General features: G+C 47.9%; 17 protein-coding genes. 11 read left to right on the top strand and 6 right to left on the bottom strand.

The window, feature by feature from the left end; genetic code table 11:
* Nucleotides 1-62 precede the first annotated feature (62 nt).
* Nucleotides 63-332, bottom strand: a complete 270-nt coding sequence (locus LC073_RS05765; protein WP_226644719.1) for an FmdB family zinc ribbon protein — start codon at nucleotides 330-332, stop codon at nucleotides 63-65.
* A gap of 288 nt (nucleotides 333-620) precedes the next feature.
* Between LC073_RS05765 and LC073_RS05760 the strand changes: the two genes are divergently transcribed.
* The 5 genes from LC073_RS05760 (at nucleotide 621) to LC073_RS05740 (ending at nucleotide 5,883) form a co-directional block, all read left to right on the top strand.
* Nucleotides 621-1,028 (top strand): HU family DNA-binding protein, encoded by a 408-nt coding sequence (locus tag LC073_RS05760; protein ID WP_226644717.1) that lies wholly within the window; start codon nucleotides 621-623, stop codon nucleotides 1,026-1,028.
* 273 nt (nucleotides 1,029-1,301) lie between these two features.
* Entirely contained in the window at nucleotides 1,302-3,032 is a 1,731-nt protein-coding gene (locus LC073_RS05755) for a proline--tRNA ligase (protein WP_226644716.1), read from the top strand.
* 187 nt (nucleotides 3,033-3,219) lie between these two features.
* A complete protein-coding gene (locus LC073_RS05750) occupies nucleotides 3,220-3,786 on the top strand; it encodes a lytic transglycosylase domain-containing protein (RefSeq protein WP_226644714.1) in 567 nt (188 codons plus the stop codon).
* 3 nt (nucleotides 3,787-3,789) lie between these two features.
* Nucleotides 3,790-4,857, top strand: coding sequence for a helix-turn-helix transcriptional regulator (locus LC073_RS05745; protein ID WP_226644712.1), 1,068 nt, complete (start codon nucleotides 3,790-3,792; stop codon nucleotides 4,855-4,857).
* Nucleotides 4,858-5,040: 183 nt separating this feature from the next.
* Nucleotides 5,041-5,883, top strand: a complete 843-nt coding sequence (locus tag LC073_RS05740; RefSeq protein WP_226644711.1) for a sterol desaturase family protein — start codon at nucleotides 5,041-5,043, stop codon at nucleotides 5,881-5,883.
* Between the two features lie 21 nt (nucleotides 5,884-5,904).
* On the opposite strand, the gene LC073_RS05735 is transcribed toward LC073_RS05740, so the two are convergent.
* The 4 genes from LC073_RS05735 to LC073_RS05720 all read right to left on the bottom strand — a co-directional run bounded on the left by LC073_RS05735 (nucleotide 5,905) and on the right by LC073_RS05720 (nucleotide 9,886).
* Nucleotides 5,905-6,855: an AEC family transporter gene (locus LC073_RS05735; protein ID WP_226644708.1), complete on the bottom strand. Its 951-nt coding sequence runs from the start codon at nucleotides 6,853-6,855 to the stop codon at nucleotides 5,905-5,907.
* Nucleotides 6,856-7,019: 164 nt separating this feature from the next.
* Nucleotides 7,020-7,484, bottom strand: a complete 465-nt coding sequence (locus LC073_RS05730; RefSeq protein WP_226644705.1) for a DUF4345 family protein — start codon at nucleotides 7,482-7,484, stop codon at nucleotides 7,020-7,022.
* Between the two features lie 590 nt (nucleotides 7,485-8,074).
* Complete coding sequence (locus LC073_RS05725; RefSeq protein WP_226644702.1) at nucleotides 8,075-8,551, bottom strand: Lrp/AsnC family transcriptional regulator; 477 nt, start codon at nucleotides 8,549-8,551, stop codon at nucleotides 8,075-8,077.
* 135 nt (nucleotides 8,552-8,686) lie between these two features.
* On the bottom strand, nucleotides 8,687-9,886 hold the full coding sequence (locus LC073_RS05720; protein WP_226644699.1) for a pyridoxal phosphate-dependent aminotransferase: 1,200 nt from the start codon (nucleotides 9,884-9,886) through the stop codon (nucleotides 8,687-8,689).
* 588 nt (nucleotides 9,887-10,474) lie between these two features.
* On the opposite strand from LC073_RS05720, the gene LC073_RS05715 reads away from it, so the two are divergent.
* From LC073_RS05715 to LC073_RS05705, 3 genes are all read left to right on the top strand, one after another.
* A complete protein-coding gene (locus tag LC073_RS05715; RefSeq protein WP_226644696.1) occupies nucleotides 10,475-11,491 on the top strand; it encodes a S41 family peptidase in 1,017 nt (338 codons plus the stop codon).
* Nucleotides 11,492-11,635: 144 nt separating this feature from the next.
* On the top strand, nucleotides 11,636-12,346 hold the full coding sequence (locus LC073_RS05710; RefSeq protein ID WP_226644693.1) for an aspartate/glutamate racemase family protein: 711 nt from the start codon (nucleotides 11,636-11,638) through the stop codon (nucleotides 12,344-12,346).
* Nucleotides 12,347-12,406: 60 nt separating this feature from the next.
* A complete protein-coding gene (locus tag LC073_RS05705; RefSeq protein ID WP_226644690.1) occupies nucleotides 12,407-13,339 on the top strand; it encodes a DUF4124 domain-containing protein in 933 nt (310 codons plus the stop codon).
* A 531-nt stretch (nucleotides 13,340-13,870) separates the two neighbouring features.
* Here the strand turns inward: LC073_RS05705 and LC073_RS05700 are convergent.
* Entirely contained in the window at nucleotides 13,871-14,311 is a 441-nt protein-coding gene (locus LC073_RS05700; protein WP_226644688.1) for a YqaA family protein, read from the bottom strand.
* A gap of 497 nt (nucleotides 14,312-14,808) precedes the next feature.
* On the opposite strand from LC073_RS05700, the gene LC073_RS05695 reads away from it, so the two are divergent.
* The 3 genes from LC073_RS05695 to LC073_RS05685 all read left to right on the top strand — a co-directional run bounded on the left by LC073_RS05695 (nucleotide 14,809) and on the right by LC073_RS05685 (nucleotide 17,842).
* Complete coding sequence (locus tag LC073_RS05695; RefSeq protein WP_226644685.1) at nucleotides 14,809-16,425, top strand: mechanosensitive ion channel family protein; 1,617 nt, start codon at nucleotides 14,809-14,811, stop codon at nucleotides 16,423-16,425.
* A 205-nt stretch (nucleotides 16,426-16,630) separates the two neighbouring features.
* The gene (locus LC073_RS05690) at nucleotides 16,631-17,584 is read left to right on the top strand and encodes a mechanosensitive ion channel family protein (RefSeq protein ID WP_226644682.1); all 954 of its coding nucleotides are present in this window, start codon (nucleotides 16,631-16,633) and stop codon (nucleotides 17,582-17,584) included.
* A gap of 60 nt (nucleotides 17,585-17,644) precedes the next feature.
* Nucleotides 17,645-17,842: a CPXCG motif-containing cysteine-rich protein gene (locus LC073_RS05685; protein WP_226644681.1), complete on the top strand. Its 198-nt coding sequence runs from the start codon at nucleotides 17,645-17,647 to the stop codon at nucleotides 17,840-17,842.
* The last annotated feature ends 20 nt before the right edge of the window (nucleotides 17,843-17,862 follow it).

Here is a 17,862-nt window from a genome sequence, read left to right as displayed (position 1 = left end):
TTATCGATAGGTAAAAAGGTTAAATAGAGAGTACACCGCACTGGCGGCACCGCACAGCGGCTTTAAGCCGTCTTCGCCGCCGCCTTTGCAGGCTGGCAATTTTTGGCCTTGGTGCCATTGGCGGCATCGCCGGCAAGGTTTTTCTTGCTGCCGGTCTTAAAGTCTGTCTCGTACCAGCCACCGCCCTTGAGGCGGAATCCCGCTGCTGAAATCTTCTTTTGCAATTCGGCCTTATCACAGGCCGGACAGTCTTTGAGCGGATCATCGCTCATGCGTTGCAGGGCCTCCATCTCGTGGCCACAGGCATTGCACTGGTATTCATAGATCGGCATGACTTAGTACCCGATGCTGGAAAAAGGGGGACAGAGTATACATGAGCCCCCCAGAGGGAAGAAGCAGACACACCCTTTTGGCCTTTGTAGAAGGGGTTTGGGGTCTCAAATTGGGGAGGAAACAGAGAAAAAGCACTATTTTTCTAGTATTTTCCCGTGCGGCCGAACAAAAACTATATATACTTCCCACCATCACCCGCTGAGACGCCGTTTTGTGGATGCAGCGCAGCGGGAGACCGAACACATTTTTACCGGATATACACCGAACAACAAAGAAGGAAGTAAGCCATGGCAATCGCCAAGAAAGCTGCCAGCAAAACCGCTGCCACTAAGAAGGCTCCAGCAAAAAAAGCCGCTGCCGCTCCAGCCAAGAAAGTAAAAGCGATCAAAGATAAGTTCACCAAAACCCAGATGCTGAACCAGATCGCTGAAAATACTGAACTGTCCCGCAAGCAGGTTCAGTCTGTACTGGACGAGCTGAGCGATATCATCGAAGGTCACATCAAGAAGCGCGCCGCAGGCGAGTTCTCCCTGCCGGGCCTGATGAAAATCACCACTGTGAAGAAGCCGGCCAAAAAAGCCCGTAAAGGCATCAACCCCTTCACCGGTGAAGAAACTGTGTTCAAGGCCAAGCCCGCCAGCATCCAGGTGAAAATTCGCCCGCTGAAGAAGCTGAAGGAAATGGCTGAGTCCTAAGACTCTCCTGCCCCTGGCACAAAACCCCGCAACTGCGGGGTTTTTTATTGGCCGAAAACACTATTTTCCTGGTGGGCATAGACCCACACTTTATCGCACCCGCCTTTATCGCACCCGCTACAAAGTCATTAAATCGCCTTCTTCCCCGTATCTGCAGGGTGTCACTTCCGCACAAATAACAGAGCCCACACGGGAGGCTATCCGGCAATATTTATTAGCGGGTGAATAGCGTAAAATAACCAGCTTACCGATAATTGAACCCAGTTTATTCCTATGCGCGCATCCCGTTACCTCATCGCAACCCAAAAAGAAACGCCCAACGACGCGGTAGTAATCAGCCACCAGCTGATGCTGCGCGCCGGCATGATCCGTCGCCTATCCTCCGGTCTCTACACCTGGCTGCCCACCGGCCTGCGCGTACTGCGCAAGGTAGAGCGCATTGTGCGTGAGGAGATGGATAACGCCGGCTCCCTAGAAGTACTGATGCCGGTGGTGCAGCCGGCGGAACTTTGGGAGGAATCCGGGCGCTGGCAGCAATATGGCCCGGAACTACTGCGTATCCAGGACCGCCACACCAATGATTTCTGCCTGGGTCCTACCCATGAAGAAGTGATCACCGATCTGATTCGCAATGAGATCAAAAGCTACAAACAGCTGCCGGCCAATTTCTACCAGGTGCAAACTAAATTCCGCGACGAAATTCGCCCACGTTTCGGTGTAATGCGCGCGCGCGAATTCACCATGAAGGATGCCTACTCCTTCCACGTGGATGCGGATTCCCTGCAGGAAACCTACGACATCATGCACGGCGCTTACTGCCGCATCTTTGACCGTATTGGTCTGGACTACCGTCCCGTGTTGGCGGATACCGGCTCTATTGGTGGTTCCAGCTCTCATGAATTCCACGTCCTGGCACAAAGCGGTGAAGACGATATCGCCTTCTCCACCGAATCTCGATACGCCGCCAACGTAGAGCTGGCCGAAGCCGTAGCCCCTGTCGGCGAGCGCGCGGCGCCCAGCCGGGAGTTGCAGGAAGTACACACGCCTGGACAGAAAACCATTGCCGATGTCAGTAAATTCCTGAACAGCGATCCCGCCCATTCGGTAAAAACCCTGATAGTGCTGGGTGAATGTGAAGAAGGTGAGACCGCACCGCTGGTAGCGCTGGTATTGCGCGGCGACCACGAACTGAACGAGCTAAAAGCGGAAAAACTGGCCGGCATCGCCAGCCCATTGCAATTTGCCCCGGAGCAACGAATCGCCGAAGAACTGGGCTGCAATATCGGTTCTTTAGGCCCTGTCGGCATGAAAGTCGAAACTATTGTGGACAGATCCGCGGCGCACCTGGCGGACTTTATCTGTGGCGCTAACCGCGACGATTACCACTTCACCGGTGTGAACTGGGGTCGCGACGTGGAACTCGGCCGTGTCGAAGACCTGCGCAATGTCGTTGCCGGTGACGCCAGTCCAGACGGCCAGGGCACCCTGGAAATCAAACGCGGTATCGAAGTCGGCCATATTTTCCAATTGGGTGACAAGTACAGCCGCGCCATGAACGCCACCGTACTCGATGAGAACGGCAAGGAGCAGGTCATGCCCATGGGCTGTTACGGCATCGGTGTATCCCGTATTGTCGCCGCTGCTATCGAGCAAAACCACGACGACTCCGGCATTATCTGGCCAGATGCCATAGCGCCCTTCCAGCTAGCGATTGTGCCCATCAATATGCACAAGAGCGATGTGGTGCGGGAAAAGTGCGAACACCTGTACGAATCCCTACGCGCCAAAGGCGTCGATGTGCTGCTAATGGATGAGCCCAAGGCTCGCCTGGGCGCTATGCTCGCGGATGTCGAGCTGATCGGTATCCCCCACCGCCTCGTCATCGGCGACCGCGGCCTGGAGAAAGGTGTAGTGGAATACAAGGGCCGTGCCGATGCGGAAAGCCAGGAATTTGCGGTATCGCAACTGGAAGAAGTACTGCTGGATAAATTCGGCCTGCGCTAATCTGGCAATGAGATAGATAATTTTTTATCTCTCTCAAAATATCCCCGCTGAAATACCAACGATGCAATCCAAGTTCGTTGGTATTTCACAGTCTCATTCGCCCCAGACACGCCTCCCTGCCCAGATTTGCGTAAAAGGTCCATAAAAGGCGCTACCCAATCGCCTTGGATCTCGTAAAATTCCCAATATGATAAGAAAAGTTATTACCGCACTGGGGCTCTGCCTTATCTGCTGCAGTGCAATATCCCAGACCAACACCACACAAGTTGACCCCGAGTTGCGACTCGCCCTGCGCGAGGCCATCACTCAGGCGGACAGCTTTGTCGATCGCTTCGATGCTGAGGTATGGCTGATGTCAAAATCCCAGCCTCTGGCACGCTATATCAAAGACCCGAAAAGACGCATGCATGTCCTGAAGGCAGTGCATCGCGAGGCGACCCTGGCGGGTTTACGCCCAGAGATTGTTCTGGCGGTGATTCAGATCGAGAGCGCTTTTAACCCCTACGCGGTTTCTCGAGTGGGCGCTCAGGGTATGATGCAGGTAATGCCATTTTGGAAAAAAGAAATCGGACGCCCCGATGACAACCTGATCGATATGGATACCAACCTGCGCTATGGCTGCACCATTCTCAAACATTACATCCAAAAGGCCAAAGGAAACCTAGCCAACGCCCTCGCCTACTACAACGGCAGCTATGGCCGCCACACTTATAGCAGCAAGGTCCTGGATGCCTGGGCCAGCCGCTGGAGATAGGCCGTGACCTCCGGCTATTTATTTTTTTCTGGTGGTGCCTGCGCACTGCTGTTACTGGCTGCGGCCAAGGTTTCCGTCAACCACCGGCGACTCGCCGCAGGGCGCTGGCTGATTTTGGTTTTGATCGGTGTAATCTGCTATTTGCTGTTGCCGACACTCCCTCCCCTTACCGGGATAATGGCGCTGCTGATTCACCTACCGGTGATCCTAGTACCTGCCGCCTTCTGGTTGTTTACCCACCTGCTCTGTCGCGAGGAAGAACCCTTCCCAAATTGGGGCTCGGTTCCTATCGGGCTCTCAATCACCTTTAGCATTGCCGCCAATCACGCGCCGATGCCACTGGGAGATAGGGTCGAGGAAGTCTTTTTTAATCTGTCCCAGTTTACCCGCCTGGGCCTGATCGGCCTGGGTATGCTCACCCTGCTAGGGCAGTTTCAATCGGATTTGGTGGAGGAGCGCCGCCGCCTGCGCGCCATACTGCTGATTGCGGTAGGCACTTATATGCTGATCGTCATTAGCGCCGAATCCCTATTTGCCTATCGACCCGTCCCCAACGGCGTTCCCACCCTACATGCCTTGCTCGCCAGTCTCCTTTCCCTGGCCGCCTGTTTATGGCTGCTGGCACTGTCTCCTAGCGCCCTGGGCGACTCTCTACCACGACCACCAACAGATTTCCCTGAAGAGGAAGTCCCACCTCCGACACCAGTGCCCCCCCTGGATGAACAGCAACAGGCACAACTGGTTAAATTACAGACGCATATGCAAAGTGGCGGCTATCGACACACAGGGCTAACCATTCGCGAACTAGCGGAGCAGCTGAATACCCGCGAGCACCTGTTGCGCACCCTGATCAACCGCCATCTGGGCTATCGCAACTTCAACGAATATCTCAATCAATTTCGTATCGATGAGGCCAGTGCCCGCTTGGCCAGTCCGGAACAAGCGCATCTGCCAGTGCTGACCATCGCCCTGGATATTGGCTACCGATCACTTAGCCCCTTTAATGCCGCCTTTAAGCGCCGCCATAACCAGACCCCCACCGAATACCGCCGCGACAAACTGCCCGCCTGAATGGGCAGCGGTTCGGAATTCGTCAGCATTTTTTCGCTTTCCGCAAGCCACCACCAGTAAATCTCTCCAGACTGGAAGCAACAGTGCACAAGCTAGCCATGCGAGTAGCACCTAGAACCCCAATAGATCCTGGATACCCAGCGCTCCCCTCTGACAGCGCCAAAATAATGGATGGTGAATAATATGGAGTTCCTCGCAGATGTGGCTCATTACGGAACCACCCACTTTAAGTTGACCTTATTCCGCTATGTATTGGCCGCATCTGTGATGAGTATTTGCGCGAGTTGGCTGTTTCGCGCCTGGATGAACAAACGCCGCATCCAGAAGCGCCGTGCGAGCTGGGGGGATATACGCCGTGAAGTCAGCTACTCCATGCTGACCGTCTGTATTTTCACCCTGTTCGGCATCAGCATAAATTTGCTACAGGATATGGGGATAGCCAAGCTGTACTGGAATTGGAGTGATTACCCTCTTTGGTGGGGCATCCTGAGCCTGCCCGTGGTTATCTTGCTCCATGACGCTTATTTCTACTGGACCCACCGGGCTATGCACCATCCGAAGTTGTTTAAGCACTTCCACAAGCTACACCATATGTCGCGAACACCCACTCCTTGGACAGCCTATAGCTTTTCCATAGGTGAAATTTTTATCAATGGGCTTTTCTCACCACTGATTGCCCTAACGATACCACTGCACCCAAGCATTTGGCTCAGCTTCCTTTTCGTTATGATTTTCCGCAACGCCATGCTGCACACCGGGCGAGAATTCCACCCGCGCGGCTGGGTAGACGGCGTTATGGATAATATGACCACCACCACCCATCACGATCTGCACCACCAGCGCTTCCAGGGCAATTACGGTTTTTACTTCACTTGGTGGGACCGATTAATGGGCACGGAATTTAAGGATTACAAAGAAGTTTTCCGCCAGGCTGTGGATGGCAAATTACATGGCGGGCAACAAGAGGAAACTGCCAACGTGGAGCAACACTCAAGCGATAGGGACTCTGGGAAAATAACAGCCTGATCAACTACTACAGTGAAATCACTAACTTTCAAAGTAGAGTGTCAAAGGTAGGGTTATCAAGCTAATAACGGAGGTGGCAACCACCATGGCCGAAGCAACCCCACCATCGCATCCATAGCGCTTCGCCAATACGGCGGCAATGGCTCCAGAGGGCATTGCCGCCTGCAAAACCAATAGTTCCCGCTCAATATGCGGCAGCTTAATTGGCATTGCCAGAGCCCAGGCCACCATAGGCTCGGCTACTAACTTCAAAAGGGCGACCACCAGAATCAGTCCAGCGAGCTGTCGCACAGCGATCGGGCGTAGGGCAAGACCGATACTAAATGCCACCAATACAATTAGGGACTGCCCTGAAATCCGTAAAATATCCTCAAGTAATCGCACAACAACACTACCCTGAGGCAAACCGAACAGGGAGATGGCTGTGCCTAAAATCATCGTGATAAAAATAGGCGACACAAAAAAAGGTTTACAGGCCTGCCAGACATTGGCCTGCTCTACTTCATCCCGACCGAAATAAATAGCCACTGCAACGCCGATAGTGAATACCGATAGAAGTGCGCCATATTCACCGATCAGGACACTATCTCGCATAACGAGTGGATCATCATGAAAAACCCGGCGAATTAGCGATAACCCTAGGCTCGAAGAGCCACCAAAACCTGCAACCAAGACAATGGAGCCAAGGGTCTTGCGTTCCAGTCCCATCACTTTGCCCACAATCCACGCGGGTACCATGATTGCAATACTGACAGTAAATAGGGCGAAGGCAGGAAGAAGAGCCTGAGAAGAAAAGGGAACTTCGATTAGGCTATGTAAAATAACCGCGGGCAACGCAAAGTCTGTTGCCAAGCGCCCAAAAATCCCCTGCTCTTCCTCAAGAATCACCCCGCGACTGCGCAGCCAAATCGCGCAGGCACAAAGCGCAACCAAAATAACCAAGGCTTCCACTAGGCTTTGGAATTGAGACATTACCCATATCCATTAGTGACATGTTGCGGCAGCCACTGCGGGCAAACGCCCATAAAGCGTAGGCCAAGCTTTTTATTGTAATAACGCCAATAGAAAAATCGCCTGCAATCCAAGACTGCCGGCTAATAAGCTATGGAGGTGATCAGTTATTTGTTGGTAGCGAACTAATGCCCATGCTGCAAGGGAAGCCAGCGGGATTCCCGATAGCAATAGAGCCCCCAAAGCACCATAACCACTTCCAGGGCGAAGAACAGCAAATTGCGTTCATCAAAGCTGCTGCCAGCAAACATGCCAAAGAGACGGCCAGCCGCAAACCCAATATAAGAGATAGCAAGAGAAGCATAAGCCGCTCTGCGATGCGGGCGCATGGCTAGAGCTACGAGCAGAAGGACAGCTATGGCCAACATAAAGCCGGCATAAGTTGCGAGGAATTCAGGCACTGCGGTGGGGGCAGTAAAAGCAAAACCGATAGCCTCGGCAAAAGACGCCGGGTTAAATAGTGCCCCGAGACCGATAGATGCAAAAAACAACAAATTAAGAGTCAGATAGACACGCCCTAAATATTTCAACTGCCACTCCCCTGCACCAGCGGTGATTACCAGCCCCTGGATAGCAGCCTTTCCAACCACTGTCGCTGCGCAGAAGCCTTTCTAAAGTATATATGAGGTTGCAGCCGCCACTCTTCCAATTGAGTCACCAACTTCACAAAATGGGCAGAAAATGGAGGTAAGTCCACTGTATTCTGTTCTGCAGCATGCTTTTCAGCCCATTTGGCAGCCAACGCTCAGGTAATGCTTCCCACAGTTATTGACTAAAACAGCATGGACATTCACTTAGTAGTAGTCCGCACAAATTTTACTTAACCGACAAGAGACGCCAAACCTAACACGCTTGTACAAGAACGCGGGATTAACCGCAATAAAATTGTCATATTCAAAGCGCGAATTGTGCAACTCTCCGCAATCTTTACTCAATATGGATATCACTGCCTCTCGATTAACCAGTAGTAATTTCAACCAAGCCAGTGAGAAAAAAACAGAGACAAAATACAGAAAGGGTTCTAGAGCGCCCAGAAAAATCTTACTGGAAGTCGGCCTCATCAGAGAGCAAGTGCCACTTCTATAGCCTCGACATCAGTAAGGCTACTGTGAAAGTCGCCTTCGCGATAGACAGGAGAGTCGGCAGTGGTTTACTCCATACTCTACTGCCTATTCAGGCGCTAATCCTGAAAGAGCAATTCCAGGGGATAGCCGGTAAAAGGCTTGGTTTTCTCGATTACCAAATGCGAAGTCATACGCGAGATGGCCGCCTCCTCATTTGCCAACAGCTGCTCAGAGACCCGGTTGAAGTCCGCCGCATCAGGGCAAATAAAACGCAGCATATAGTCGAACTCGCCAGACATTTTTACACAGGAAACGATCTGCGGGATATCACTGATGATCCGCCGGAAGTTTTCACTGGTACGCGCATCCTGGCGCTTCAGGGCCACATTTACATAAAACTCAGCGTGGCGCACCTTGTCCAGGTTGATTTCGGCGAGGAACTCACGGATATAACGCTCACTGGTCAGGCGCTTCACCCGAGCCAGGCAGGCGCTCTCCGATAAGCCAATTTGTTCACTCAAATTCAGGTTGCTAATACGGGCGTTGGTTTGCAGAGCCTGCAAAATACGCAAATTATGCCGGTCAATTTTCACGGAACTGATTTCTTTTGAATCTGAAAGGGGGCAAGGATAGCGGTATTCGCCGGAGGCTGAAACACTACAGCCCCCGAAGATGAAAAAGTCAGTTCCCTGCGAACAATGCCTAGGAACAGACCACCGCTGCCTGGGTTAACTGGCCTGGCGGTTAGCGCAGGTGACGAATCGCTCGATTCTATCCAGAGCGCGTGACAACTCAGCCTCATCGGCTGCGAGCGTCAAGCGCACATGATTCACCGCACACTCGCCAAAAGGCGCCCCTGGCAAAACCGATACCCGCTCAGCCTCCAGAAGAGCCTCAGCGAATTCCTGACCGGAGCTGGCCACCTCAGAAACATTGACCATCACAAACATACCCGCATCCGGGCTGTAACAGCCAAGCCCCGGAATCTTGCCAATTCGCTCCACAATCAGATTACGGCGACGCTCATAGGCGTCACGCATCTGTTTCACGAAATAGGAATCGAACTCCAAAGCAAATGCCGCGGCCTCCTGGATAAACTGAGGGCAGCCGAAGATAGTGGCCCCAGCGAATGCTGCAAGGCGATCTACCAGTGGCCCACGCGCTACCGCCCAGCCCAGGCGCCAGCCACTCATAGCATGGGACTTGGACAGGCCGTCGATCACCACAATGTTGTCCAAAGACTCGGCAGCGGTGCGCAGGGAAGTATGACGGCGCGCGAAAGTGATCATGGAGTACATTTCATCACATACCAACCAGATGTTGCGCTCACGGCAAAAAGCCGCAAGTTCGCGCAGCTGCTCTGGGGTTGCCATAGCGCCGGTGGGATTGACCGGCGTATTGATCATCACCACACGGGTCTCTTCACTGACCGCCGCCTTGATCGCTTCCACATCGAAGGCAAAATCCTGCTCCGCCGGGCAGGCCACCCGATTTACAGACAACCTGAGACTGTCACAGATGGGGACATAACCGATATACATCGGTTCGGGGATAACAATCTCCTCACCGGGATTCAATAGGCAGGAAAGCACCGCGTAGATAGCGTTGGTACCACCGGGAAACACCACAACATCATCGGGATTACAGGGATGTGGCGATACTCTGCTCTCGATATCCGCAATGGCTCGGCGCAACACCGGCTCACCGGCCGCGGGGGAGTAGTGGGTGCGCCCCACACCCAAGCGAGCGCGGGCAAAATCCAGGATTGGCTCGGGTGTATCGAAGTTGGGGTCCCCCACACAGAGGAAAATAACGTCTTCCCCCTTATCGGCAAGGTCATGAGCCCGGTCGCTGACGGCCCAGACGTTGGAATCCTCACAGTTCAGAGCTTCACTTTGCAAGCTGAATTGGGGGGTAAAATCTGTCACGTGTTTCACTATTTATCTGCCATTTATGCCCGCTAAGTTAGCAACCATCAAAGTAATCTATGGCGATAAATCGGCATAGATTTCGCATTACTCAGGAATTTCAATAGACATAACCGCAGAAAATTCTGTGGACATTTGTCTTCATTGAGTCGGCCCACAGAGGGCCAGGTAAGGTGCTTGAAAGGACCTCATCAGGATTTCAGGGGATTTCGGGGGAGCTAATTGGCAACCAGTCTCTCTGGCACAACAATGTGACTAAAGGGTCATAATATTCTAAGGAACCCTATCACCCAATGGGGCCATTAAGATTCACGCTAGGATAGCGCCTCCTTTGGATAACCTGACCTAGGTTTAAGGTGCCGCTTAGCTAGCTTTACCAGCCAAAGTCTATTTATACGCACAAGACCTTTTTTCAGTCGAACTGGCACCAGAGTACGGATAAAAACCTGCCTGATAAAATTTTCCATAAAGTAAAAGTCCATATAAAACTGTCGGAATAACGCCAGTGTTACAGCCCCGAAATCTTATAACGACCACCCAGGGCTTGAGCCCTGGCATTAAATGACTAATAAAAACGAGTTAATAAAAATGAAAAAATACTTAGCCATTCTGCCACTGTTTTTACCAAGCCTCAGCTTTCCAACAACTTTTTCAGCAGAGCAAAAAAAGACTCTAGTTGATACCGTCGAGCGTGAGATTTCAAGGCAATATATACTCCAGGAAAATATTCCCGCAACACGTGAAGGCTTACAAAAAGCCTCAGAATCCGAGGCAATGAAACAGGCAAGAACCCCCAAACGAGTTGCCGAAGTACTTTCAAAAGTACTGGAGAAACATGATAAACATTTTGGTGTGCGGTGGTATGATCAAAATACCTCCCAAAGCCAACCAAAACACGAAAACTGGTTTACCAAACTGGCCCGAAAAAATTCTGGATTTAACCGCGTAGAGGTCCTTGAAGGTAATGTTGGCTATATTGATTTTTGGGGCTTCGACCAAGTCAATGATGCATCACGAAAACGTGTTGAAGCCGCTATGGCTTTAATTGAAAACACTGATGCCATCATATTCGATCTGAGAAATAATGGAGGCGGAGATGGCAATATGGGTCGTCTGATTAATAGCTACCTCTTTGACGAGCCTACCCATTTAAACAGTATTTACTGGAAAGCTACGGATAGCATTACTGAATTCTGGACTTTCGAAACTATCAAGGGCAAAAGAATGGTCGATATTCCAGTATATATTTTGACTAGTAAAGATACCTTCTCCGCCGCAGAATCTTTTGCCTATCAGCTAAAGCACCTCAAGCGAGCCACCATTATTGGCGAAACAACCAAAGGAGGCGCGAATCCCTGGCAATTTTTCCAACTAGACGACGCATTCGGAGTGGTAATTCCAATTGCCAAGGCAATAAACCCAATAACTAAAAGTAACTGGGAAGGCACAGGTGTCGAACCCGATATAACAACTCGCAAGGAGGACGCGTTTAATACTGCTTACCAGCTATCACTTCAACAAATACAAAAAACCGCAGTCAATCCTGAACAAATCAAAGAAGTTAAAGAAAAATTAGAACTGCTGGAGACTAACCAAGCTTCATAACGATAAAAGTTAATTCAATAATAGAAAACATTGTATCCTAAAGCATGTAAATCGTGGTTTTCTGATACATACAAATATACCTTTAAGACCCATCTCATGGAGGGGTCATTCTTGATTTTCCCCCATGAATCAAGGAGTAAATACGTGAATGACCGCAAACAGATAAAACATATCGGTATAGTTGGCTGCTCTGCTGAGGGGACAGCCCTGTGCTACAAAACAATTTATACAGAGAGTAGCGAGTATCTCGGTAACAATGCCCACCCCGAGGTTTCCATGCACACGCATTCACTGGCTCGCTATGTGGAATATTTGGACTCCAATGATCTTCAAGGTGTTGGCAATTTAATGCTCTCGTCCGCGGAGAAGCTCAAATCCCAAGGAGCCGATTTTCTTATTTGCCCTGATAACACCATCCACCAAGCCTTTGACTATGTAGCGGAAGGTTCTCCCCTACCCTGGCTGCATATCGCTGGCAGTGTCATTACTGCGGCAACCATCAAGAGCTATAGAAAGCTGGGTATTCTCGGTACTCGATGGTTGGTTGAGAGCGATGTTTATCCGGACAAACTAGAGGACGAAAATATAGACTGGCTTCGTCCACCACAGGAGGTCATCGAACGAATCGGATTCCTAATTATGAGCGAACTAGTCAATGGGATATTTCGAAAGGAAACTGTGGAATATTTTCAAGACAGTATCAGTTACCTAAAGCATTCCGTGTGTGATGCAATCATTCTGGGCTGTACTGAAATACCGCTAATTATCAACGATGGCAATTCAGTACTCCCAACGCTAAACTCCAACCGATTGCTGGCTCAAGCGGCTATCCATAAAGCCATAGCTGCCCCTTGATTTCACCAACAATCACAAGAACTATAGTACCAAATTTAAATTAGTTATAAGTTTCAAGCAGTGACCTCACCCATACCAGCCATATTAACCATTCTTCTATCTCTAGCCCCCATAAGTGCAACAGCTAAAATCTACAAGTGGACAGACGAAAATGGTCAAGTTCACTTTAGTGACAAAAAAATAGATAGTGTTGAACAAGAAGTTATCTTGCCCAGAAAGCATATCTCCAACTGGTCTCGGTATGATATTTCCGTTGAAACCATTGATACCAATCTAAGCAAGCAGGAATTAAATAAGATTGTCAATGATGTAAATCTTGTCTATGAATTTTACGACCGGGTCCTATTTTTCGACTTTTACAAAACAGTCCCTGTAAAAGTTCTAGTTTTAAAAGACAAAAAAGCCTACTACGAACACCTACAAAAAAGGCTGGGAGAATCACCACCAGCATCATATGGGATTTATTTTTCTAACGACAACCAAATAGTCGTTTACATTCAAAAAGATAGGGCCAGAACTTTCCGTACCATTAAACACGAAGTCAGTCACGCAATAACGGATACTGTCACCCCCTATGCCCAATCCTGGCTAAATGAAGGCCTGGCCGAGCAAATGGAAACCTTGTCAAAAGTCGAGGGACAGCTACGAATTACCAGCCACTGGGAAAACTATAAATGGGTAAACCCATCTCTGCGCCATGAGAAACTAATGGATATAGGTACATTTATTAGACTTCCCAATACAAAGTGGCGTCATGAACAAAGAAATGGGTCAGCCCCATTGCAGGCACAGGCAGGACAATTTATTTACTTTTTATTATCAACACCAACGGGTAAGAGCTTTGTAATCCGACTCATACATAAGCTTGAGCGCGGAAACCGTACACACTCCTATTACCTGGTCGATAAAGACTACATTGGTGGGATAAAAGGACTGGAAATCAATTGGAGAAATTGGTTAAGTGGGAAAACTGACAAATATATCACTTTCTAGGCTAGACATTTCATCAGGCCAGCATGCTAGAAGCTTGGGTTATAGTGAAAAAACATGAGCGAGATGTTAAACGCAGGCAAGTGTTCACACTTTAATGGTTAATCAATACTTCTTATTGATTTGTTTCTGAGTGTAATTTACGCATTTAGCCAAGGATTAATTTAAGCTTAAAGCAGCATTTCCAAAACTTTTATTGGCTCGCCGATGTATTATAATAATTCATGCCGGAGGCAAGATAAAAACATTGATACAAATAAAAATTTCTTGATATTGTCATCGCAATGCTTAGCCCAGTAACTTCACCAATTGGTGATCTTACTTCACCTCTCCACCAAACCAAAGTCAAAGATTCTCACAGCACGCCAAAATAGGATGGCTGAGGAATTCACTTCCTTAGCTCCCACACCTGCGCGTATATAGTGCCCTCAATATAAAACTCGCTAACCCTTAGTGACTGCCCTAAGCAAACTAATAAGGTCTAATTTCCCCCAATATTATCCCTACAGAGAAACGGACAAGAATTCGCCTGACTCAAGAGAAGTGCAACACCATATAACTGACAACTATATAGCGCAATAGCTTTCCGGTTGTCACCAAAACCAAAAACCACAACAGAGGGATTCTTAATACACCCGCCATAACCGTTAACGGATCTCCAATAATTGGAACCCATGCAAAACATAAAGAAATCATTCCATATTTTGTAAACCGCTGCTCAGCCCTTACAAACTCGCTTTCAGACATCCTCAACCATTTCTTTATCACACCCAAGCTTGCCCAATAGCCTAGAGCGTAATTAACCAATGACCCAGCGACATTACCAACAGTTGCCACAAGTACTAACGTGACAGGTGATAGGCCATTCAGTAGCAGCGTCGTTAATATAATCTCTGAGCTTACCGGAAGTATTGTTGCGGCCAGAAATGCAGAAATAAAAAGACCGACAACACCTAGTTCAATCAACTTTCCCATTTAAGAGAATGTCCCCCATTTAACACCAAACCTATCTCAAACAAGGCTTATATATTTTCTCTTTCACAATTGATACCAATTTTTACATTCTTACTATTTAGAGGATGGAAGTCACTGGCTCTTCACCGCCTCCGCCCTACCTGTTCTGACCCATTGGTCTCAAGCATCTAGTGCGGAATTGGCACCTCAAGGTTGGTATCCACTTCCATAAAATGAAAGCTTTATAGACGATTGAGCCAAGCACCTTACATTTTCGTAAAAAGACTCAATATCAAAGTCCTATCAGAATAAAAAGCAATGCATTACTTCAGAATTCACCTGGTTGGATGAAATTTTTACTTAGTTTTAGAAAAAATTACATTCTGCCTTTAAAAGTTATATCAGTTTTGTCACACATATGAAGCTTTTGGATAACTATGCGCCTGATAATCCCTATAGTTATTGGCATATTTATTGCGAGCAATCTTTAGGATATCGAAAACTGGGTACTTTAAATTATGAGCAAAGGCAAATATCAATACAATCACTGGAAAACCAAGGACCTCCTCAGGCTCACCTCAGCCACCCTTTTCTCTATCCTGATTGGCTTATCATCAGCACTATCCAATGCCCAAGTACCTCAGGAAGCTATCAATTTAAAGACAACAGAGTCGCATAAGACGAAAAGTCCGACTATTCAACCATCAGATGAGTCTCAAACCGCACCTACTCAGAGCAATAGTGCACCAAATGGAGAAGATGCCCAGGTTCAGGAGATAGATCAACTCATCCAACTTTTGCAGAATCCCGAACGCAGAGCAGCGCTTATCGACAACCTAGAAGAATTACGGGATACGACAACGGTCAAAGAGAATCCAGATATCCTGAAGATAAGTGATGTTCTGGTGGTTGATGAGATAGCTACCGAGGTAGTCAAAGACTACACAAAATTTCTGAGTGTGTTTGGATTAACGGCAAATCAGGCGGGCTCCTTTTTACTTCTGGGAATTTCAATTGTACTGCTGCTAGCCGTTGTTTTATCTAACAATCTACTTGCTAGTTTTATGCACAAGAAACTATCTCCTATTAGGAGAAAACTTAGCTTGAATAGTAATCGTTTTTCCCCACTGTTTAGACTGCAACGATGGCTTGGATATTTTCTTGCTGCTCTTCTAGTGATTTACACGGCTTCAGAGCTATTTCCCACTTCTGTTGGCATTTTCGTTTCAAAAGATACACTCATCGAATTTGCCGAAATTGCTTTAGCTTTATTTTCAGTACTGGCCATTTTTATAAGCATCTGGGAAATGATCAACGCTGCAACGGAACACTACTTTAATACTCATCACACTTCCAGTAATGCCCGTATGCGCACATTGGTGCCCCTCGCAAAAAATATATTGCTATTTCTTCTTTCAATAATGGGGGCACTCGTGCTGCTCTCTGAATTGGATATTAATGTGATGCCGCTTTTAGCAGGGGCTGGCGTTTTTGGTATTGCCGTAGGGTTTGGGGCCCAAGCCCTTGTGAAGGATTTCCTAACTGGATTTACTGTGTTGTTGGAAGACCTGCTACAAATTGGTGATATTGTCAAAGTTGGTGGGCGAACTGGCGAGGTTACTAATATTACCTTACGCAAGGTGGAGTTACGTGCACTAGATGGCACCGTATATACAGTTCCATTTAGTGATATATCGGTGGTGGACAACTTGACCAAGCACTTTAGCTATTACCTGCTGGAAATTGGGGTCGCTTACCGGGAAAACACTGACAATGTCATTCAATACCTGCAGGAGGTGGACAAAGAAATGCGTGAAAGCGAAGAATTTGGACCCTTAATCCTCGAACCTCTGGAAGTTTTAGGGGTAGATGCTTTCGCAGACAGCTCCGTTGTAATTAAGGCAAGAACAAAAACCAAGGCTCATGAAAAATGGTATGTGGGTAGAGAGTTCAATCGGCGCATTAAATTATTATTTGATAAAAAAGGCATTGAGATACCTTTCCCTCATCAAACACTATACTTTGGTGAAGATAAAAAGGGTAAAGCACCAGCAGCACGCATTGAGGTACAAGATGACAGTCACGACAACAAGATAGAAGACACACACACCAAGAAGGAGGAATCATATCAATAAAAATCGTCCCACTCAGAATTGATATAAACTAAACCATAGCCAAATTTCTTCAGAGAATGTTGAACGACATCATCTGGTTAGTTAGTTTTTAATAAATTCGCTGTCACTATTGAGATAAAGAATCCTTCTATAATAGTGCATAGGTATTTCCCATTTAATCTATAGCCTCAAATGTGCACTAGCAAAAAACTGACGTCAGATAGGAATGAACATTCTCTTTAACCAACTAGTTTTGCTCCTTAAGTCACTCACTACTCAACATCAAGAGACGAAAGAAACATTTCTTGAGAGGACTATCCCAGAATCTTTCTCTGCAGCCACTGAGACTGTAATTTCTTCTATTGATCGAATCGGAGGAAATTTTTTAGGGCATATTCCCTACATCATCGCCAGTTTGATCATGTTGTTACTCACTTGGGGCGTTGCACGTTTAGTCCGGCATTTCGGCGGGCGCATATTTCGTCATACTACTTCTAGAAGATCCTTAAAAAATCTGTTTGTTCGCCTGCTTACTAGCGCTACTTGGCTCGTTGGCCTGTTACTTGCCGCTATGGTGCTTTTTCCTGGTCTCACCCCTACAAAAGCCCTGGGCGCGGTAGGTCTGCTTTCTGTCGCAATTGGCCTGGCATTTAAAGATATTTTCGAAAATTTTTTTGCGGGCATATTAATATTGTGGCGTTTCCCCATAGAAGAGGGTGATTTCATTGAATGCCAGGATATTTGTGGCCGAGTGGAAGTAGTTGAAGTACGCAATACCAATATCCGCAAAGTTACTGGGGAGCTGGTAGTAGTGCCAAATCTCTTTCTTTTCAAGAATCCCTGTGAAGTCATTACCAACCGGGTTAAACGCAGAGTGACGATTATGGTGGGAGTGGCCTATCAGGAAAAGTTATCAAAATCTGTTTCCATTATTGAGTCAGCGGTCGCCTCCTGCCAAACAGTACGCAAGGAGGACCCGATTGAGATATTTCCAAAAGCCTTTGGGGAAAGCAGCATTGATATTGAGGTCTGTTGGTGGACGGGTTCGACACCCCTGCAAATTCGTCAATCTCGTGCAGAAGTAGTAACGGCAGTGAAAAGTGCACTCGATCAAGCCGGAATTGAAATTCCTTTTCCCTATCGAACGCTTACATTTAAAGAGCCTCTAAAGCTGGAATAGCCAATAGGAGGAATTTTTGCCAGGGTTTACATAAAATTAACAGCGGCAGTTGAGGGCAGCGTGAATCCGATCATAGAAGAATCTATACAATGTCCCTATTGTGGTGAATATTTTAGTACGATAGTCGATACCACTGTACTTCCGCAGGAGTATATAGAAGACTGTCAGATCTGTTGCAGGCCTATTAGCTTCAAGGTTACTTCCGATTTAGAGGCTAGAATCTCTGTCAATGTTTATAGAGAGGATGAAACTCTCTGAAGGCATTTAATTTTCTTTTT

This window comes from Microbulbifer variabilis (genome assembly GCF_020524905.1).
In the GTDB taxonomy this organism is placed as follows: domain Bacteria; phylum Pseudomonadota; class Gammaproteobacteria; order Pseudomonadales; family Cellvibrionaceae; genus Microbulbifer; species Microbulbifer variabilis_A.
The sequence above is the reverse complement of the archived record's forward strand: the minus strand, read 5'-3'. Positions and strand labels throughout refer to the sequence as shown.